Raw genomic sequence first — 19,449 nt, 5'->3', positions numbered from 1 at the left:
GTGGAAAGCGGCGCTGCCGGTGTTGAACAGTCCGTTGAGCGCGGCGCTACCGGTATCAATGATGACGGGGATCATTCCTCAAACCTCTTCTGTCGTATCCGTGAACCGCCGAACCGTGTGGTTCGTCGACGGGGCCCACTCTTCCGACGAGTCCTTAACGTTCACTGACTCGTAACTGAGGGGACACTGAGAGGCGATGTGGGTTGAATCTCCGTAACAAGTCGGTCGCCCGATACGATGGGTTCGTATCAACTACCTGGGGCCTTGGCCCTCCGACGAGTACAAACTCACCTCGCCGTCCTCCCCCAGGAAGGCATTGACGAGCATTGTTCGCTTCTCCAGCAACTCGTTCGCATCCGGAGCGTCGGTGGTGATCGAGATCTGCGGGATGGCAGCCCAATTCACCACGTAGCGCTCGGGCGGGCCCGCCGCACCGGACATGTGCGCGAGCCGGAAGACCGAAACCCGCCGACGCTCCATGAGCAGGCGAACCACCTCGGCGATTCGCTCGGGGTCTTCCAGGGCGAACAGGAAGCCGAAGGTCAACTCCGGCGACGAGACGTACGCGGCCACGAACGAGCAGGGTATCCGAACGACCGCCGACACGCGGGCACCTCCGCCGACGCGTTGCCGCCGCATCGCTCCCCGCGCCGGGAGCCCGTCGGCGCCACGACGTTTCGGTACCGCAACGAATGGGTACCTAGATCCAGCAATCGGATAGGTCACCGATCTACGCGATCATGTAACCCTGTCGTAATGATGTATAACGATTCCCCGGCAGCTTAGGGGTTTCGGGTGTTGGCCTGTTGCGCGGGTTCTTCCGACGCGCTTTCCTGGATATGTCCCTGTTTTCGGGCAGTCTCTCATCGCATCGTCGCGTAATTCCCGGTCTTTTCGCCGTGAGCGGTTGCGGTGGGCTGTCGTGTCCGCGATGCGGGGCTGCGCCGGTGCCGAGGGGAGCCACTCCCCGTTACCTCCTCGGCCCTGGCGTATCCAATGAGATCGTTAGCGAGGGTGGGTAACCATGGCGACCGAATACCCCGGTGGCCGTACCGGACCCGGTGAGTTGCCGTCCGCGGGCGCTGTCCTGCGGGCATTCCGCGCCCCGGCCGACTCCGCTCCGTGCGGTCACTGCGTGCTCGATTCGGCACGCGAGCTGGTGCAGTGTCACGAACGGCGGCGCGCCGCGCAGCAGGCCGCCCGGGCCCCGGGAACGTCGGCCCGGCACGTCGCGGCCTACAGCCAGCTCGTCGACGACATCGACAGCGACCGCGCGAAATTGGTGGAGCATATCGACAACTGGGTGGCGGACAATATCGCGCACCGGGCCGGAGCCTCGCTGCATACCGAGACCCTCGGTGCGGTGATCGACCGAATGGCCGGCAAGTGGGTCGCGGCGCAGGACGCGCTGGGGCTGCCACTGCCGAGTACGAAGGTCGACGCCCGCGCCCGGGCCACGGTCCTCACCCATCGCGCGGTCGACGGCGAGGCGCACCTGCACTGGGTCCGCCTCGCCGAACTGGCCGACGGCTACAAGGATCTGGTCACCGACGTCGTGGAGCACAGACGACGGCTACCGGTGTTCTAACGCTCCGGATCGACGATCTCGACGTCCGCGTCGATGTAGGGCTGCGCCGCCGAGGCGTGGGGGGTCTGCTTCGGCTCGTCGATCAGCACGTCGGGGTCGTCGCGCCCGGTGTTGACGTGGGCGGCGGCCTCCCGGTCGCGCTCGGCGGCCCGGGCGGCCTCCCGCATTTCGATGGCGTCGGTGACCCACTCACCGATCTCGCGGGTCACCTCCGCGACGGTGCCGGTAATGATCGTTGCGATATTGCCGACATGTCGTGCCCCGGACGATGTCAATTCCTGGATCAGATCCTTGTTGCTCTCGAACTTTCCGATCATTCAAACGCCCGCTTCGCTCGGCTCCGACCGCTCGGATCGCGGCTCTCGCATCACGATAACACCGGGAGCCGGGGCACTCCCGGTCAGCGCGGGCGGCAGTGCGAGCCGGAAGATCTTGGCCCACACCGAGCCGATCTGCCTGCTCAGCGGGCCGGTGCTGTAGGGCAGGCCGTACTTGCGGCACAGCGCGCGGACCTCCGGCGCGATCTCCGGATACCGGTTCGCGGGCAGGTCCGGGAACAGGTGGTGCTCGATCTGGTGGGACAGGTTGCCGGACATGATGTGGAACAGCCGACCGCCGGTGATGTTGGACGAGCCGAGCATCTGGCGCACGTACCACTCGCCGCGGGTCTCCTCGGCGGTCTCCTCCTCGGTGAACGTCTGTACGCCGGAGGGGAAGTGCCCGCAGAAGATGATCGAGTACGCCCAGACATTGCGCACCAGGTTGGCGGCGATGTTCCCGGCCAGGGTGGATACCAACAGCGGGCCGCTGAGCAGCGGGAACGCCACGTAGTCCTTGAGCACCTGGCGGCCCGCCTTGCGCCACTGCCCCTTGAGCAGCCGCTTGATGTCCGACCAGCTGCGCCGCCCCCGGATGATGTTGTCGACCTCCAGGTCGTGCACCATGACGCCCCACTCGAACAGCATCATCAGCGCGAACGCGTACACCGGGTTGCCGAGGTAGTACGGATTCCACCGCTGGCCCTCGTCGATGCGCAGGATGCCGTAGCCGATGTCGCGGTCGCGGCCGTGGATATTGGTGAAGGTGTGGTGCACGTAGTTGTGCGAATGCTTCCACTGATCGGCCGGGCAGACCGTATCCCATTCGAACACACGGGAATTCAGGCCGGGCTCGCGCATCCAGTCCCACTGCCCGTGCATGACGTTGTGGCCGATCTCCATATTGTCCAGGATCTTGGACACGCTCAGCGCCGCCACCCCGGCCAGCCAGAACGGGGGCAGGAAACCCAGATACATCAGGCCGCGCCCGGCGATCTCGAAACCGCGCTGCGCCTTGATGATCGAGTAGATGTATGCGCGGTCACGCTCGCCCAGGTCGGCGGTGATGCGGGCGCGCAGCTCGTCCAGTTCGCGGCCGATCTCGCGGACCTGCTCCGGGCTCAGCACCAGCGGCCCGTCGCCGGTTTCGGTGAGTATCGCCATAGTCGTTCTCCCCTTTCAGATTTCGATATCGACGTCGCCCACGGCGGCGTTGATGCAGAGCTGGATCGGCTGGTCGGGATCGCTGTCGAGCTCCCCCGTGCGCAGGTTGCGGGTGCAGCCCGAGCGCTTGATCGAGGTGCAGGACAGGCAGATTCCCATCCGGCAGCCGTAAACCGGTGTGAGCCCGGCGAATTCGGCCTGCTCCAGCAGGCTGGCCCCGGCATTGTCGGCCCGAACGCCACTGGCGGAGAAGACGGTGGTTCCCTCGGCACCAGAGCCCCCCATGTTCCCGGCATGCTCGCCCCCTATGTTCCCGGCAGGCCCGCCCCCTATGTTCCCGGCAGGCCCGCCCCTTATGTTCCCGGCATGCTTTTGGCCGGGAACCACGGTGAATTCCTCCGTATGCAACCGGCCATCCAACTGCTCGGCCTCGTACACGCGACGCACGGCATCCATCAGCGAGGCCGGGCCGCACACATAGGTCTGCGCCCCCGCGAACCAGGGCGCGATGCGCTCGAACGCGTCGTAGTCGAAATGACCGGCGGGCGGCGGCCCGTCACAACTCCACTGTGCCTCGCCCGCCGATTCGGCCCGCCCGAGCGAAGGGTAGCTCAGCACGATCCGAAAGTTACTGTGCCGCTCGGCAATTGCGTCGAGCTCACCCCGATGCGGCACCGCCTCCGGCGATTTCGCGTAGTGCAGGAACACCAGCCGTCCGGGATAGTCCTCGGCGTCGAGCGTGCGCAGCATCGACAGCACCGGCGTGATGCCGCTGCCGCCGCTGATCAGCACCAGCGCGTCCGGCCGCGGGTCGGGCAGGGCGAAAGTGCCTGCGGCCGGGGCCAGATCGACCACCATGCCGGGCGCGGCGTGCCGATACAGGTACTGCGACACCAGCCCGCCCGGATGCGCCTTGACGGTCAGTTCCAGCGAGCGCCGCCGGGGCGACTGCGGGTCGATCGGCGAGTAGCAGCGGGTGTGTTTGACGCCGTCGATCACCACTCCGATCTGGATGAACTGCCCGGCGCGATGTCCGGCCCAGCGCCGGGGCGGGCGCAACGTCAGCGTCACCGAGCCGGGCACCGACCGGCGCACCCGGGTGACCTCGGCGCGCAGATCGCGCACGGTCAGCGCCGGGCGCACCAACTCCAGGTAGCGATCGAGGGGGTGCGGCGACGTCAGGGTCTGCACCAGGTCGACGAGTCCTGCCATGCGGTTCTCCCACTGCATTTCGGTGCACATCTGTACACTTAGATAGTGTGCCCCTCGGTACCGCAAGAGTTCAACCTGCTGGCGATGTGACCGGGGCAACACCGAAATGAATGGATGAGTCGTGAACGGATGTATGCTCACCGCAATGGACGAGCAGGACCGCGCCCAGACCCGCGGCGAGCGCAAGGAACGCACCCGGCAGGCACTGCTGGAGGGCACCCTGGCGCTGGCCGCCGACCGCGGCTTCGCCGCCCTGAGCCTGCGCGAGATCGCCCGCTCGGCGGGCATCGTGCCGACCGCGTTCTACCGGCACTTCACCTCCCTGGACGAACTCGGCACCGCGCTGGTCGACGAGGGTGTGCGCCAATTGCGGTTGGCGCTGCGGGAATTGCGCCGCACCCCCGACGCCCGGCTGGCCGAGACCGTCCGGTTCGTCTTCGCCCAGGTCGCCGGTCGGGAGGCGCTCTACGGCTTCCTCGTTCGCGAGCGGCACGGCGGCTCGGCGGCCCTGCGCGGCGCGATCGTCGTCGAAATGCAGCTGATCACACGGGAATTGGTGGTCGACCTCTCCCGCCTGCGCGCCCTGGACTCCTGGTCCCCGGAAGACCTGGAGCTGGCCGCCGACCTGATCGTCTCCACCGTCGCCAACCACATCCCCGACTACGTCACGGCCCCACCCCACCAGCGCCCGGACCTCGTCGAGCGCACCGTGCGCCAGGTCCGGCTCATCGCCCTCGGCATGGCGGCCTGGCGCTCGAGCTGACCGCTACCTCTACTCTTGTTCCCGGCGCGCTTTTGGCCGGGATCTCGTGAGGATCCCGGCCAAAAGCGCGCCGGGAAATCAATTAGCGCGCCTCGGGATCCAAGGCGAGTACCGACCGGCCGCCGTCGACGGGAATGCTGGCGCCGTTGATGAAGCTGGCGTCGCCGGATAAGAGGAACTCGACGGCGGCGGCGATCTCGTCGCCGGTGGCCACGCGGCCGAGCGGGTGCAGGGCGGCCATGTCGCGTTCCACCGAGGCCGCGGCGGCGGGGGCCAGGCCCGCGAGGTATTCCGAATAGCGTTCGGTGGCAACCGAGCCCGGCGCGACCGCGTTCACCCGGATGCCGCGCGACCCGTATTCGACGGCCAGCGCCCGCGTCAGCCCCTCGATGGCGGCCTTGGCGGTGCTGTAGGGCAGCACGCCGGGCACCGCCCGCCGCGCCTGATGCGAGCTGATATTGACGATGGCCCCGCCGGTGCCCGCGGCGAGGAAGCTGCGCACGGCCACCGCGCATCCGGCCAGCGCCGGGCGCAGATTGGCCTCGATGAGCTCGAGCACGCGCCCGGCCGGGGCGGAATCCACCGAGGCATCGCGGAATACGGCGGCGTTGTTGACCCAGCCGATCAGGGCGCCCGCGCGCTGAGCCAGATCGGCGGCGTGCGCGGCCACCTCCTCGGAGCCCGCGTCGCCGCTGACCACCTGGATTCTGCCCGCGGCCCAGGCCAATCCGGCGGCGTCGCGTTCGACCACCACCACGTGACCGCGGGCCAGCAAACGCGCGACAATGGCCCGCCCGACCCCCCGGGCGCCTCCGGTCACCACGTAGGAATGCGCCATCAGACCATGGTAGCCAAGGCTTTTCGAGCCGCCAGCGTTTTAGTCCAACCTTGTACGATCCCCGGGCGACGGTGTCCAGCAAATCGATTCGCGCAAATCCGGCGACTCGGTCGACACCGAGCGATGGCCGCATACAGAAGGGCACCCCGCGAACCTCCCGGATGCGCGAGGTGCCCTTCCCGTATCCGAGATGGTGCGAGCACCATTGTTGATGGTACAAGACACCGCCGATTCCGCTCTATGCACTCAGTTGCATAGTACGGCGAGTATCGGTTAATCTCGGCGCTATGGCCCTGGAGCACGCGCTGCTGGTATCGCTGACCGAGCGGGCCGGCTCGGGCTACGAACTGGCGCGCCGCTTCGACAAATCGATCGGCTTCTTCTGGAACGCCACCCATCAGCAGATCTACCGGGTGCTCAAGCGCATGGAGGAGCGGCACTGGGTGGCCGGTGAGGTCGTCGCCCAGGAGGGCCGCCCCGACAAGAAGGTCTACACCGTCAGCCCCGCCGGTCGCGCCGAGTTGGCCCGTTGGATCGGCGAGCCCACCGACGATATCGGGCCGCTGCGCAGCGAACTGGGCGTGAAGATCCGCGCCGCCGCCCACGGCGACCTGTCCGCGCTGTGCGCCGAGGTGGCCCGCCACCGCGAGCAGCACGCGCAGCGGCTGGAGCTGTACCGGCTGATCGAGAAGAAGGACTTCCCCGACCCGAACCGCCTCGCCGCGACCGCGCTGCATCAATATCTGGTGCTGCGCGGCGGTATTCGCGTGGAGGCCGGATTCGTCGACTGGTGCGACGAGGTGCTCGCGGCGCTGCGCCGCGACCCCTCGCCGTGCCCCACTCCCGAAAGGTGATTCCCCGATGACGGCGTCCCACCCGTACCCGCACCTGTTCGAACCGCTCCAGGTCGGCGGCGGCACGTTGCGCAATCGCGTGGTGATGGGTTCCATGCACACCGGCCTCGAGGACCGGGCGTGGGACACCAACCGGCTGGCCGCGTATTTCGCCGAACGCGCCCGGGGCGGGGTCGGCCTGATCATCACCGGTGGCTACGCGCCCAATCGCGAGGGCTGGCTGCTGCCGTTCGGCGCGAAGCTCACCAACCGGACCGAGGCGTACCGGCATCGCGCGATCACCAGGGCGGTGCACGCCGAGGGCGGCAAGATCGCGATCCAGATTCTGCACGCGGGCCGGTACGCCTATGTGCCGTTCAGTGTTTCGGCGTCCTCGATCAAGGCGCCGATCAATCCGTTCCGGCCGCGCAAGCTGTCGGACAAGGGCGTCGAGCGCACCATCGACGACTATGTGCGCTGCGCGAAGCTGGCCAAACTCGCCGGGTACGACGGCGTGGAGGTGATGGGCGGCGAGGGCTACCTGATCAACCAGTTCCTGGCGCCGCGCACCAACAAGCGCACCGATCGCTGGGGTGGTTCGGCGGAGAACCGGCGGCGGTTCCCGCTGGAGATCGTGCGGCGCATGCGGGCCGCGGTGGGCCCGGACTTCCTCATCGTCTTCCGGCTGTCCATGGCCGAATTCGTGGAGCACGGCCAGACCGAGACCGAGATCCTGGCCCTGGCCACGGAATTGGAGGCGGCCGGGGCCAGCATTCTCAATACCGACATCGGCTGGCACGAGGCGCGGGTGCCGACGATCGTGACCTCGGTGCCGCGGGCGGCGTTCGTCGAGTTCACCGCGAAGATCAAGGCGCGGGTGCGCATTCCGGTGTGCGCGTCGAACCGGATCAATATGCCCGAGACCGCCGAGGAGATCCTCACCCGCGGCGACGCCGACCTGGTCTCGATGGCGCGGCCGCTGCTGGCCGACCCGGAATGGGTGAACAAGGCCCGCCAGACCCGCGAGGACGAGATCAACACCTGCATCGCCTGCAATCAGGCGTGCCTGGACCACGCCTTCGTGCACAAAACCGTGTCGTGCCTGCTGAATCCGCGCGCCGGGCACGAGACCGAGCTGACGCTGCTGCCCACCCGCCGGACGAAGCGGATCGCGGTCGTGGGCGCGGGCCCGGCCGGGTTGTCGGCGGCGGTGAATCTGGCCGAGCGCGGCCACAAGGTGGATCTGTTCGAGGCCGACGACAAGATCGGCGGCCAGTTCGACATCGCGCGCCGCATCCCGGGCAAGGAGGAGTTCTCCGAGACCCTGCGCTACTTCACCCGCAAGCTGGAGGTCAGCGGGGTGCGGGTGTTCCTGAACCGGCGGGTGAGCGCGGCCGAGCTGATCGAGGGCCGCTACGACCACGTGGTGCTGGCCACCGGTGTGCGCCCGCGCATTCCGGGCATCCCCGGCATCGACCACCCGAAGGTGCTCACCTACGCCGAGCTGGTGCGCGAGCAGAAACCGGTGGGCAAGAAGGTGGCCGTGATCGGCGCGGGCGGAATCGGTTACGACGTCAGCGAATTCCTCACCGTCGAGGGCCACCCCTCGCTGAAGCTGGACGAGTGGAAGCAGGAGTGGGGCGTCACCAGCGACGATCCGAACGCCCCCGGTCAGCTCACCGCGCCGCGGCCCTCGCCCGCCGCGCGGGAAGTGGTGCTGCTGCAACGCAAGTCGTCGTCGTTCGGGAAGAGCCTGGGCAAGACCACCGGCTGGGTGCACCGGGCGGCGGTGAAGGCCAAGGGTGTCGAGCAGGTGGGCGGGGTGAACTACGAGCGGATCGACGATCGCGGGCTGCACATCAGCTTCGGCGAGCAGCGGCAGCGGCCGACCGTCATCGAATGCGACAACGTGATCCTGTGTGCCGGACAGGAATCGGTGCGCGAGCTGGAGGAGCCGCTGCGGGCCGCGGGGGTGCGGATCCATCTGATCGGCGGCGCGGAGCTCGCCGCGGAGCTGGACGCCAAGCGCGCCATCGACCAGGGCACCCGACTCGCCGCGGCGCTGTAATGCCCGTCCTGAACCGGCTCGGCCTGCCGGGCGACGAGAAATCCTGGGCGGCACTGGGTTTTGCTCCCGAGGGTGGGGCACTCCAGATCGGGCAGGTGGCGTGCACCGTGGGTGTGACGCCCGGGTGGGGATTCGATGTCGTGCACGATGATCCGGCGGTCCTGGGAATTCCCGAGGTGGTGCACGAGGCCGGAACGCGCTCCGGCGCAACGCATCCCAACGGCGTGACGTTCGTCGACCACATCGTGTACACGGTGCCGCGGCTGGACGAGGCCGTCGAGGCGCTGAACGGGGTGCTCGGGACCGAGCCGCGCCGCCGCTTCCATCCGCGCGGCCCGTCCGGCCCGGAGATGGCCTTCTATCGGGTCGGCGAGGCGTTCATCGAGGTGGTCGGCTCCGGCCGCCCCGCGTCCCTGCTCGGAATCGCCTTCGGCGCACCCGATTTGGACGCCACCGTCGCCTCGGTCCGCGCCGCCGGCGGCCCCATCAGCGATCCGAAACCGGCCGTGCAGGGCGGGCGCATCGCCAGCGTCTGGACCGGCCACATCGGCTGGGGCATCGCCTTCATGGAGCCGAAGCCCCGCTGAGCGGCCGTCTCGCCCCAACCACCTCGAGTCCGAGTCAGTGGTAGGACCTGAGCTCGATCACCACCGTGCGAACAAGCGTCATCAGGATCGGCAGCAGCCGGGCCAGCGCGCGAATTCCGGCCGCCGCCAATCGAATCGCCAGCATCACCAGGAGGGCGATCGATAGCAGCGGCCGGATGGCGGGCACGGGGCTCAGCTCGCCGCGCAGATGGCGGTGTCGAACGCCTTGGTGATGATGTCCATGTCCGATTGGTCGCGCGGCAGTTCGTTGACCGTGAGCGTCACCGCCCGCCCGTCCGCGGTCACGCCGTTGTGGGTCTCGAAGCCGAAGATGCTGCCGCCGTGCCCCCACACGTCCTTGCCGCACGACACCGGGATGTGGATCAGCCCGAGGCCGTATCCGCCGGAATCGCGATCCCACGGCATGGTTTTGCGCATCTCGGCCAGTTGCGCCGGGGGAACCAGCTTGCCGCCCAGCAGTGCGGTGAAGAAGCGGTTCATGTCCGCACCGGTCGACACCATGGCACCGGCCGCCCACGCCCACGAGGTGTTCTCCGCGGTGACATCGATGCGCTTGCCGTCGGCGATGTCGTAACCCTGTGCATGCGGTTCGCGCAGTCCGGTGTCGTCGGCCGCGGGAAAGTAGGTGTCCCTCAGGCCGAGTGGCGCGAGAATGCGCCGATCGATCTCCGTGGCGATCGGCCGACCGGTCACCCGCTCGATCAGCATGCCGAGCACGATGTAGTTCGTATTGGTGTACACCGACTTCGCGCCGGGCTCGAACCGCGGCGGCATGGTCATCGCCCGCGCCACCAGATCGGCGGGCGCATAGTACTGCTGCCGCACCGCCTCCCGATCCACCCGCAGCTGAGCGGGATTCGCGCGCGCCAGTGCCGCGGGGTCGCCCGAGGGGATGTAGTCGGGCAGGCCGCTGGTGTGCTGCAACAGGTTTCGCACCGTCACCCGGTTGCCGTCGTTGCCGTTGCCGCGGACCACGCCCGGCAGATATCGCTCCACAGGCGCATCCAGATCCACCTGCCCTTCCGCGACGAGCTGCGCGAGCACCACCGAGACGAATGTTTTGGTGTTGCTGCCGATTCGGATGTGGGCGCCGTCCGGAAATCGGGCGCCGGTGGCGCCGTCACCCACTCCCGATGTCATGGTCCGGTCGCGGCCGTGCTCGGTGATCACCACCTGCGCCCCGGGCAGTCCGCGCTGTGTCACGGTGTCGAGCGCGCGCACGATCGCGGTCCCCTCCGCGCCCGGGGCCGCCGACGTGCCCGCCGTCTCGCACGCGGCCACCGAGCAGACCGTCACCGCCGCCGCGGCCATCCACATCGCGCGCCGCGTAGAGGGTCGAAAACGACTCGTAGTCAAGGGTTTTCCTTCGGATCGACGGTCGCGACCCGGGCGGTCCGACCTGAGATCAACGGTAGGAATCCGGGGCCGCGCACCCCATCCGGCGACCACCCGGCTTTCCACTACAGCGACCACCCCGCCGGGGGTGGGGCCAGCACCACCCCCGGGGGTCCTCGGTAGGCTCGCCGCGTGAGCCTGCCTGCCCCCACTGCCGAGAACCGTGCCGTCGTCACCGGAGCCTCGTCCGGTATCGGAACCGCCCTGGCCGAGGAACTGGCCCGCCGCGGTTATTCGACGATCCTGGTGGCCCGCCGCGGCGACCTGCTGAACGAGCTGGCCCAGCGCCTGACCGAGCAATACGGCGTCACCGCCGAGGTGCGGGCGATCGACCTGTCCGATCGCGAGCAGCGCGCCCCGCTGGCCGCCGAGCTCGCCGAGCGCGATATCGCGATCCTGTGCAACAACGCGGGCGTCGCCACCTTCGGCCCGGTCGCCGAGCTCGACCCCGACTTCGAGCGGGCCATCATGGAACTCAACGCGGTCGCCGTCCACGACCTGACGCTGGCCGTGCTGCCCGGCATGATCGCGCGCCGCGGCGGCGGCATTCTCATCACCGGCTCCGCGGCCGGGAACATGCCCATCCCCAACAACGCCACCTACGCGGCCAGCAAGGCGTTCACCAACAGCTTCTCCGAATCGCTGCGCGGGGAGCTCACCGGCAAGGGCGTCCATGTCACGCTGCTGGCCCCGGGCCCGGTGCGCACCGACAATCCGGATCAGGACGAGGTCGGCACCAAGATCCCGGACTTCATCTGGGTGACGGCCGCCTACACCGCCAAGCTGTCGCTCGACGCGCTGGCCCGCAACAAGATGCGCGTGGTCCCCGGCCTGATCAGCAAGGGCATGAGCGTGGCCGGGCAGTATGCGCCGCGGGCATTGACCGCGCCCATCGTCGGCTCGTTCTACAAGAAGCTGGGTGGCTGATCACACCTGACGTCAGCACCGCGTCAAGATAAACGGGCGCGCTGTCAAGGGGCCGTATCCACACGGTTCGGCGATCGGAAAACGGCGTAGTCCTGTCGATGGCCCCGCAGCACAGGAGAAAGCGGGGAACACACAGGAGAGCCCGTGACGCTGCTCGAGATATTTCCGTCTCTGCGGTCGGGAATGCCGTCCCCGCGTCTGGCCACGTCGGTCTGGCCGTGCGAAACCCACTACGACGACCTCGGACGCATCACCGTCGCCGGCGTGGCCCTGGCCGACATCGCGGACCAGTACGGCACGCCCACCTACGTCCTGGACGAGACGGAGGTGCGCCGGCGCTGCCAGGCTTACCGTAAGCACTTCCCGGACGCCGAGATCATCTACGCGGCCAAGGCACTGATGACCAAGTCGATGGCCCGCTGGGTCACCGAGGAGGGCCTGTCGGTCGATGTGTGCTCCGCCGGTGAGCTGGCCATCGCGCTGGCCGCCGGGGTGGATCCGGAACGAATCGTGTTGCACGGCAGCGGTAAGCCGTTCGCCGAGCTGGAGGCTGCGGTGGCCGCCGGGGTCGGCCGGATCGTGCTCGACTCGCTCACCGAGGTCACGCTGCTGTCGGCGCTGGCCACCAGGCCGCAGAAGGTGCTGCTGCGGCTGTCGCCGGATATCGACGTGCACGGGCACCCGGCGGTGAAAACCGGTGTGCTGGACCAGAAGTTCGGCTTCCCGATCGGCAGCGCGCAGGCCGCCGAGGCGGTGGAGCGGATTCTGCGGCAGCCGACGCTGCGCCTGGTCGGGTTCCACTGCCACCTGGGCTCGCAGATCTCCAACCCCGACTACTACGGGGAGGGGGTGCGCCGCATGGTGGCCGAGATGGCCCGGGTGCACCGCGAGCACGGCCACCTGATGACCGAGCTCGACCTCGGCGGCGGGCACGCGGTGGCCTACCGGTGCGGGGATCCGGAGATGAACCTGCCCGAGCTCGCCGACATCGTCGAGGACGCCCTCGACGCCGCCTGCGCGCGCCACCATTTCCCGCGCCCGCACATCGCGATGGAACCGGGCCGCGCCATCGCCGCCCGGGCCGGAGTGACGCTGTACCGGGTCATGACGATCAAGCACATCGAGGGCGGGCGCACGTTCGTGATCGTGGACGGCGGCATGAACGACAACCCGCGCGTCGCGCTGTACGGCGCCCGCTACGACGCCGTCGTCGCGAACCGGCACCCCACCGGCGCGCACATGACCGCCACGGTGGCGGGCCGCTACTGCGAGGCGGGCGACATCCTCGCCCACGACGTGAGCCTGCCCGCCGACCTGCGCCCCGGCGAGGTCCTGGCCATCCCGTGCACCGGCGCCTACCACCACAGCCTGGCCTCCTCCTACAACGGCGTCGGCCGCCCCCCGATCGTCGCCGTCCACGAGGGCCGCTGCCAGCAAATCCTCCGCCGCGAAACCCCCGCCGACCTCCTCTCCCGCGACCTGGGCTGACCCGCCCCGACCGCAGGCGCACCTCTTCCCGCGGCCCGGTCACAGCCGCCCCGCGCCTGCCGACGTGCCCCCTCCCGAATTCGGGAGGGGGCACGCCCTTTCCACCGTCCCGAGCGCGTCCCCTCCCCATTCCGGCGAGCTGCCCTCCCCGTCATTTCGGCGAGCTGCCCCCTGTCATTCCGGCGAGCTTTTGGCCGGAATCCACGGGAGATCCCGGCCAAAAGCATGCCGGGATCATGAGGGGGATTCACGCCGGGATCATGCGGGGATGATCCACGCTGGGATGACGAGGAGGACGGTCCCACCGAGATGACGAGGGGACGATCCCGGCGGGCTTCCCTAACGATCCCGGCGGGCTTCTTCAATCCCTCGGCGAGTCTCCTCAATTCCTCGGCGAGCCCCTTATTCCCCGGCAAGCCTGCTCTTGATCCCGGCGTGCTTTTGGCCGGGATCACACCGCGTCCGGAGGTGGTGGCATTTGGGAGCGGACTATGGCGGCGAGGCGGCGGAGTTGGCGGGCTAGGTCGCGGCGTTCGGTGGGGGTGAATTCGGCGTAGCCGCGGGACTGGAGTTCGCGGCGTTGGGCGCGGACCGCGGAGATCTGGCGGTTGCCCTGGGGGGTGAGGGCGATCAGGACGCGGCGCTCGTCCTGCGCGGAGCGGGTGCGGGTGACGGTGCCCTTGGCCTCGAGCTGTTTGAGCATGCGGGTGGCGGTCGGCACGCTGACCCCGGCCGCGGCCGCGAGGGCGCCCACCGGGAGCGCCCGCTCCTCGATGAGCGGCTCGAGCAGGGCCTGCTGGGACAGCGACAGCTGATCGGCGCCGAGGGCGGCCGAGCGGGCCTGCCGCATGGTCAGAAACAGCGCGTCGGCCGCGCGCGCCAGCTCCTCGAAGTCGTCCTTGTCGCCCGCATCCACGAATGTTAGCCTAGCAGTGCAACATTTAGCTTGCTAGCCATTAGGAGGCTAGAGGATGTCCGATTCCGCACGTATCGACGTTCACCAGCACATCCTTCCGCCGAGCTATCGGCAGACGGTGGAGCGCCTCGGCCTCGACGCGGGCGGGTGGCCGATCCCGCCGTGGAGCACCGAGGCCGCGCTGGCGATGATGGACGGGCGCGGCATGGCGACGGGCATGCTGTCGGTGAGCGCCCCCGGCACGCACACCGGCGACGACGCCCAGGCCCGCGAAATCTCCCGCGCCGCCAACGAATTCACCGCCGAGCTGGTCAAGGATCGGCCGGATCGGTTCGGGCAGTTCGCGAGCCTGCCGCTGCCGGATGTGGACGGCGCGGTCGCCGAGGCGGTCTACGCGCTGGACGTGCTGCATGCCGACGGCGTGGTGCTGATGGCCAACGCGCGCGGCCGCTACCTGGGCGACCCGGCGTTCGAGCCGCTGTGGGCCGAGCTGAACGCCAGGGCCGCGGTCATTTTCATCCACCCGACCGAGATGCCGCTGCCGATGCTGCCCGGCCTACCCGCGCCGGTCACCGACTTCCCGTTCGACACCACCCGCACCGCGGTCGACCTGGCGCGCGCCCGGGTGCTGTCCCGCCATCCGCAACTGAAGATCATCCTCTCGCACGCGGGCGGCGCCCTGCCGTATCTGGCGTCCCGCATCGCGATCGCGTCGGAGGCCATCGGCACCCACACCCCGGCCGCGGACACCATGTCGGAGCTGCGCCGCTTCTACTTCGACACCGCCCTGTCCGCCAGCCCCACCGCCCTCCCGTCCCTGACGGCCTTCGCCGACCACGACCACATCCTGTACGGCAGCGACTGGCCCTTCGCCGCCGACCCGATGGGCACCATCTTCGACGACAACCTCGACTCGTACTTCGGTTGGGACGCAGGCCAACTCACCGCCGTCAACCGAGGCAATGCGGAGAAGTTGTTCCCGCGGCTGGCGGGGTAACCCGCCCGCCGATCTCCCGGCGTGCCACAACCATAATCCAGGCGTGCCACAACCATGATCCCGGCGAGCCACATGCCATGATCCCGGCGAGCCACAACCCTGATCCCGGCGTGCTTTTGGCCGGGATCTCACGATGGATTCCGGCCAAAAGCACGCCGGAATCAGGGGCCGACGAGGTTGTATGACGGGAATGAGCTGGGGGTCAACGGATTCCGGGCGTTCGCGGGTCCGTCCCCGTGCAGCCGATGATGTAGCAGCCCGGCGGCCAGTCCGCGAACGGCGGGTACAGCGGCTTGCCGAGGCAGGAGGTGGGGCCGCAGCCGGGGTAGGCGTCGGGGCCGAGGCCGAGGGCGGAGAGGGTGGCGTCGGGGTTGGAGATCATCGGGTCGGCCAGGCTGATATCCGGTTGCGGCACATAGGGTCCGCCGTCGGGAAGGCGCGGGCTGCGGAAGGCGGCGGCGACCCCGCGCAGCACCTCGTGCGGGAAGCCCAGCGAGCTGCCGGGCACCGTCACCCCGGTCCAGCTCACCAGCAGCCCGAGGCTGGGCACGATGAAGTTGTCCTGGCGCATCATTCCCGACATCTGGATCGCGTCCGGGGGCAGACCCGGGAAGTAGACGCCGCACTCCGGGCCGTTGACCACGAACAGGTATCCGTAGCACGGATTGGCGGCGGTGGGCTTGGACGCCTCCGCCAGGTATTCGGCCGACAGGACCCGAATGCCGTGCCAGTCACCGTGATCGGCGAGCAGCAGGCCGATCTTGGCGAAGTCGTCGGCGGGCAGCACGAGATGCGCGTAGCCGTAGGTGTTTCCGCTGCGATCGCGGCCCCAGTAGTAGTCGCCGCGCTCGATCCCCAACGGATCGAACAGCTTTCGCTGCACGTACGCCTGGAAGTCCTCCCCCACCGCCCGCTGCACCACGTAGGCGAGCAGATCGACCGCGCGCTGGCTGTACTGCCACACCGCCCCCTGCGGCGATTCGATCGGCATTCCCATCGCCTGCGCCACCACATTCGGATCCAGATGCGGCAATCCCGTGATCCCCTCGGACGCCACCGCGACCCGGATACCCGACGTCTCGGTCAGCAGGCTGCGGATGGTGATCGCCCGATGCGCCGAATCACCCAGTCCCGCAGGCAGATAGGCATCGATCGGATCGTCGAGCCGCAGCCGCTTCTCGTCGGCGGCGATCCCCGTCGCGATCGATACCACGCTCTTGGTGCTGCTCCACATGTTCCACGGCATCCCGCCGAACCGATCGCCGGTGGGCCCCGAGGCGATCAGGCAGTTGTTCCGGAACACCCGCACGGTCAACCGGGTCGAATCCGCCGCGAAGGCGATCGCCCGCCGCAGCGCGGCCGCATCCAGCCCGACCTCTTCGGGTGTGGCGGTCTGCGGCACCCGGCCGTCCACGGCCGCACAATGTTTCATCCCGTCACCCTCGGCATTCGCCGCGGACGCGGCGAGGCCCATCACCATCGCGACGACCGCGATCACCGTCGCGGCAACGCTTTTCGTCCAGCCGTGCACACCACACCTCTTCCCGAGCTACCGTGGGTCACATCGGTGGCGCGGGGGCCGTGTTATCGGTTGTGGGTGCCGGAAATTGTGGGGGCGCAGGTTTCGGGGTCTCGATTCGGGGGTGACGCACTCCCCTCCCGTGCGCACCACCGAAAGCGGCACCCGGGCCGATGGGCGTCGTTGCCGACCGGCAGCGGGTGCTGATTCCAGGGTCGACCGAATAGCGCCGCGGCGGAAGACAGATCATGCGTACAACCGATTCTGTACGCATGGCCGACGGGGTGCGGTGTGCGATGCTGAGGGTGAAGGGAGGGATCATGAGCGCCGACTTCGAGAAGACGCTGGCCGACGACGTCGCCCGGTGGCGCACCGCGCACCGCCTGCCCAGCCTGACGGTGGCCGTCGCGCGGCACGACGTCGTCCTGGCCGCGGCCGCAACGGGTTTCGCCGACGCCGAACAGCGGATTCCGGTGAGCCGCGACAGCGCCTACCGGATCGGCTCGATCACCAAGACCTTCACCGCCGTCCTGGCCCTGCGGCTCGTCGAGCGGCAGCTGCTGGACCTGAACGCCCCGGTGCGGCACTACCTGCCCGCGACCTCGTTCGGGCAGGTGCCCCTGCGCATGCTGCTGGCCCACTGCGGCGGCATCCAGCGCGAGGTCCCCATCGACATGTGGGAGTCGATGCGCGGCCCGTCCGAACCCGAATTCCGCGAGGCGCTGTCCCGCGTGGAGATGGTGGCCGAGCCCGGGCAGCGCTGGCAGTACTCCAATCTCGGCTACGCCACCCTCGGCGCGATCATCGAACACGTCACCGGCCGCCCCTGCGCCGAGCTGATCACCGAGACGCTGCTGACCCCGCTGGGCCTGAGCCAGACCTCATGGACACCGCCGGAGGAGGCGGTCGTGGGCTACCGCCTCGATCCGTTCGCCGACGCCTTCCATCGCGAACCGGTCATGGATATGCGGGCCATCGCCGTCCTCGGCCAATTGTGGTCCACTCCGGGCGATCTGCTGCGCTGGGGCAATGCGCTGATCGGGGCCGAACCGGAGGTCGTGCCCGCCTCCGTCGTCGACGCCATGCACACCCTGCAGGTCATGGTCGACACCCGGGCGTGGACGAGAGGCTGGGGGCTGGGCCTCATCCTCGATCGCCGCGACGATCACGTGCTCGCGGGCCACACCGGGTCGGTGCCCGGCTTCCAGGCGTCGCTGGCCACCGACCGGGATTCCGGGATCGTGGTCGTCGCCTGCACCAATGCCACCCGCGGCATCGTCTTGTCCGAGCTCACCGCCGAGCTCGCCGACCGGGCGGCCGCCCTGCACCCGCCGACCACCGCGCCGGTCTTCGAACCGGCGCCGCCGTGCCCGGAGGAGATCCGGGATATCCTCGGCCGCTGGTGGTCCGAGGGCGAGGAGACCATCTTCACCTGGCGGCACGACGGCCTGCACGCCCACCTCGCCGACGATCCGGACAACACCGATTCCCGCTTCGTCGCCGAGGCGCCCGACAACTACCGGACGGTCGAAGGGCGGTACCAGGGTGAACGCCTGATCGTCACCCGCGGTGCGTCGGAGATCCGAATGCACTGGCTCACCTACCCGTTCACTCGTTCGCCACGATGAAATCCCGCAGCCGCTCCGAGGTGGCGGCCACGCCCCGGCTCGCCCGGACCCGGAGGTCGACGGCATGGAACACCCGCACCACCCGCGGGGTCACCGCGCCGGACTCGGCGTGGTCGAGCGCCTTCTCGATGGCGGCGCACGCCGGTTCGAGCTCGCCGAGCTTCAGGTGCGCCTGGGCGCTCTCCAGCCGCCAGATGATGCGATTGCGCACGAACAGCGGCGATCCGGCCCGCTCCTCCCGCTCCAGCTCCGCGATCGCCTCCCGTGGCTTGCCGAGATCGAACAGGCACGACCCCCGGTACCCGACCAGGGTTCCCTCGTCGAACACCGACAGCCAGCCGGGGTCGGGTTCGGTTGCCACGTGCCGGTTCAGCTCCGATTCCGACTCGCCGAGCATCCGGCGGCACAGCTCCTCCTCGCCCAGCCGGGCATGGGCGCGGGCGGCCACCGCGGCCGCGAACGCCGCCAGCCTCCGATTGCCGCTGCGCCGCGCCCACGCCAGCGACCCGTACGCGCGCTCGACACCCAGCTCCGGATCACCGCCCCAGATATTGGAATACGCCGCGCTGGGTCCGAGCACATACGCGACGAGATCGGCGGCCCCGGCCTGGCGCGCCGCGCCCCGGGCGGCGGTGAACATCCGCTCGGCGCCCGGCTGGTCGCCCCGGTCGAACAGCATCCATCCGGCGAGCTGTTGGGCCTCGGCCACCGCGCGCCGCAGCGACAGCTTCGCCGCCGCCGTCAGGCCCGAACCGTCCACGGCGGCAGCGGCTCCGGCGAAGGTGGTCAGCTCGGCCAGCCGATCCGACGCCAGGGCGTGATCGGCCGCGCGCACCTCGTCGATCACCCGCCGTAGCCGGGGCTCGGCGCTGTCGGGGGACAGCAGCGGCGGGCGCGCCGGCGGCCGATCCGCGGTGGTGAACAGCGGTGCGGCCAGACGCTCGAGCGCACCCCGCGCGCCGAGCACGGCATCGAGCCGCTGCACCAGATCCGGGCGCGGGCGGCGCTGCGCCTTCTCCACCTTGGCCAGCAGCTCGCCGCTGACCAGGACCGCCTGCCCCAGTTCGCGCAGCGACCGGCCGCACGCCAGCCGCCGCGCCCGCAATTCCGCACCGAAGAGCGCCGCGGCCGAAACCTGCGGATTCAACTCTCGAAGCGCCTGACCCATACGACGATTATTCCTGCAAA

19 protein-coding genes are annotated in these 19,449 nt (G+C 69.2%); 9 read left to right on the top strand and 10 right to left on the bottom strand.

The genetic code is table 11. From position 1 onward, the window contains the following. Positions 1-252: 252 nt before the first annotated feature. Positions 253-606, bottom strand: coding sequence for a hypothetical protein (locus tag HPY32_RS03790; RefSeq protein ID WP_231951490.1), 354 nt, complete (start codon positions 604-606; stop codon positions 253-255). A gap of 418 nt (positions 607-1,024) precedes the next feature. On the opposite strand from HPY32_RS03790, the gene HPY32_RS03785 reads away from it, so the two are divergent. Continuing rightward, entirely contained in the window at positions 1,025-1,588 is a 564-nt protein-coding gene (locus tag HPY32_RS03785) for a DUF4254 domain-containing protein (RefSeq protein ID WP_067583360.1), read from the top strand. Here the strand turns inward: HPY32_RS03785 and HPY32_RS03780 are convergent. The 3 genes from HPY32_RS03780 to HPY32_RS03770 are packed head-to-tail and all read right to left on the bottom strand — an operon-like array spanning position 1,585 to position 4,281. Continuing rightward, on the bottom strand, positions 1,585-1,905 hold the full coding sequence (locus HPY32_RS03780; protein ID WP_067583358.1) for a hypothetical protein: 321 nt from the start codon (positions 1,903-1,905) through the stop codon (positions 1,585-1,587). The genes HPY32_RS03785 and HPY32_RS03780 overlap by 4 nt on opposite strands. Further along, entirely contained in the window at positions 1,906-3,069 is a 1,164-nt protein-coding gene (locus tag HPY32_RS03775; RefSeq protein ID WP_067583356.1) for a fatty acid desaturase family protein, read from the bottom strand. 15 nt (positions 3,070-3,084) lie between these two features. Further along, positions 3,085-4,281 carry a ferredoxin reductase gene (locus tag HPY32_RS03770; protein ID WP_067585715.1) on the bottom strand — a complete coding sequence of 399 codons (1,197 nt, stop codon included), beginning with the start codon at positions 4,279-4,281 and terminating at the stop codon, positions 3,085-3,087. 145 nt (positions 4,282-4,426) lie between these two features. Between HPY32_RS03770 and HPY32_RS03765 the strand changes: the two genes are divergently transcribed. Continuing rightward, complete coding sequence (locus tag HPY32_RS03765) at positions 4,427-5,044, top strand: TetR family transcriptional regulator (protein ID WP_228786820.1); 618 nt, start codon at positions 4,427-4,429, stop codon at positions 5,042-5,044. An 82-nt stretch (positions 5,045-5,126) separates the two neighbouring features. On the opposite strand, the gene HPY32_RS03760 is transcribed toward HPY32_RS03765, so the two are convergent. Continuing rightward, complete coding sequence (locus tag HPY32_RS03760) at positions 5,127-5,882, bottom strand: SDR family NAD(P)-dependent oxidoreductase (RefSeq protein WP_067583344.1); 756 nt, start codon at positions 5,880-5,882, stop codon at positions 5,127-5,129. Between the two features lie 287 nt (positions 5,883-6,169). Between HPY32_RS03760 and HPY32_RS03755 the strand changes: the two genes are divergently transcribed. From HPY32_RS03755 to HPY32_RS03745, 3 genes are read left to right on the top strand one after another with little or no spacing between them, the layout of a single operon-like run. Next, positions 6,170-6,736, top strand: a complete 567-nt coding sequence (locus tag HPY32_RS03755) for a PadR family transcriptional regulator (protein ID WP_067583342.1) — start codon at positions 6,170-6,172, stop codon at positions 6,734-6,736. A gap of 7 nt (positions 6,737-6,743) precedes the next feature. Further along, entirely contained in the window at positions 6,744-8,783 is a 2,040-nt protein-coding gene (locus tag HPY32_RS03750) for an NADPH-dependent 2,4-dienoyl-CoA reductase (RefSeq protein WP_067583340.1), read from the top strand. Beyond that, a complete protein-coding gene (locus tag HPY32_RS03745; RefSeq protein ID WP_067583337.1) occupies positions 8,783-9,370 on the top strand; it encodes a VOC family protein in 588 nt (195 codons plus the stop codon). Before HPY32_RS03750 ends, HPY32_RS03745 begins: the two co-directional genes overlap by 1 nt. A 34-nt stretch (positions 9,371-9,404) precedes the next feature. Here HPY32_RS03745 and HPY32_RS03740 read toward each other — a convergent pair whose 3' ends face one another. Next, entirely contained in the window at positions 9,405-9,557 is a 153-nt protein-coding gene (locus HPY32_RS03740; RefSeq protein ID WP_156674232.1) for a hypothetical protein, read from the bottom strand. A gap of 5 nt (positions 9,558-9,562) precedes the next feature. Further along, positions 9,563-10,747: a serine hydrolase domain-containing protein gene (locus HPY32_RS03735; protein WP_253949537.1), complete on the bottom strand. Its 1,185-nt coding sequence runs from the start codon at positions 10,745-10,747 to the stop codon at positions 9,563-9,565. Between the two features lie 171 nt (positions 10,748-10,918). Here HPY32_RS03735 and cmrA point away from each other — a divergent pair, with 171 nt between their 5' ends. Both cmrA and lysA read left to right on the top strand, forming a co-directional pair. After that, entirely contained in the window at positions 10,919-11,713 is a 795-nt protein-coding gene (gene cmrA / locus HPY32_RS03730) for a mycolate reductase (protein ID WP_067583334.1), read from the top strand. 144 nt (positions 11,714-11,857) lie between these two features. After that, positions 11,858-13,201, top strand: a complete 1,344-nt coding sequence (gene lysA / locus HPY32_RS03725) for a diaminopimelate decarboxylase (protein ID WP_067583331.1) — start codon at positions 11,858-11,860, stop codon at positions 13,199-13,201. A 451-nt stretch (positions 13,202-13,652) separates the two neighbouring features. On the opposite strand, the gene HPY32_RS03720 is transcribed toward lysA, so the two are convergent. Continuing rightward, positions 13,653-14,117: a MarR family winged helix-turn-helix transcriptional regulator gene (locus tag HPY32_RS03720; protein ID WP_067583329.1), complete on the bottom strand. Its 465-nt coding sequence runs from the start codon at positions 14,115-14,117 to the stop codon at positions 13,653-13,655. Positions 14,118-14,172: 55 nt separating this feature from the next. Between HPY32_RS03720 and HPY32_RS03715 the strand changes: the two genes are divergently transcribed. Beyond that, the gene (locus HPY32_RS03715; RefSeq protein ID WP_067583326.1) at positions 14,173-15,114 is read left to right on the top strand and encodes an amidohydrolase family protein; all 942 of its coding nucleotides are present in this window, start codon (positions 14,173-14,175) and stop codon (positions 15,112-15,114) included. Between the two features lie 202 nt (positions 15,115-15,316). On the opposite strand, the gene HPY32_RS03710 is transcribed toward HPY32_RS03715, so the two are convergent. Further along, a complete protein-coding gene (locus tag HPY32_RS03710) occupies positions 15,317-16,645 on the bottom strand; it encodes a serine hydrolase domain-containing protein (RefSeq protein WP_067583323.1) in 1,329 nt (442 codons plus the stop codon). A 308-nt stretch (positions 16,646-16,953) separates the two neighbouring features. Between HPY32_RS03710 and HPY32_RS03705 the strand changes: the two genes are divergently transcribed. Further along, entirely contained in the window at positions 16,954-18,261 is a 1,308-nt protein-coding gene (locus HPY32_RS03705; protein WP_067585710.1) for a serine hydrolase domain-containing protein, read from the top strand. On the opposite strand, the gene HPY32_RS03700 is transcribed toward HPY32_RS03705, so the two are convergent. Beyond that, positions 18,242-19,429 carry a helix-turn-helix domain-containing protein gene (locus tag HPY32_RS03700; protein ID WP_082870968.1) on the bottom strand — a complete coding sequence of 396 codons (1,188 nt, stop codon included), beginning with the start codon at positions 19,427-19,429 and terminating at the stop codon, positions 18,242-18,244. The genes HPY32_RS03705 and HPY32_RS03700 overlap by 20 nt on opposite strands. Positions 19,430-19,449 lie beyond the last annotated feature (20 nt).

It is taken from the genome of Nocardia terpenica (assembly GCF_013186535.1).
Lineage (GTDB): Bacteria > Actinomycetota > Actinomycetes > Mycobacteriales > Mycobacteriaceae > Nocardia > Nocardia terpenica.
This window is presented reverse-complemented; position numbering and strand designations above follow the sequence as displayed.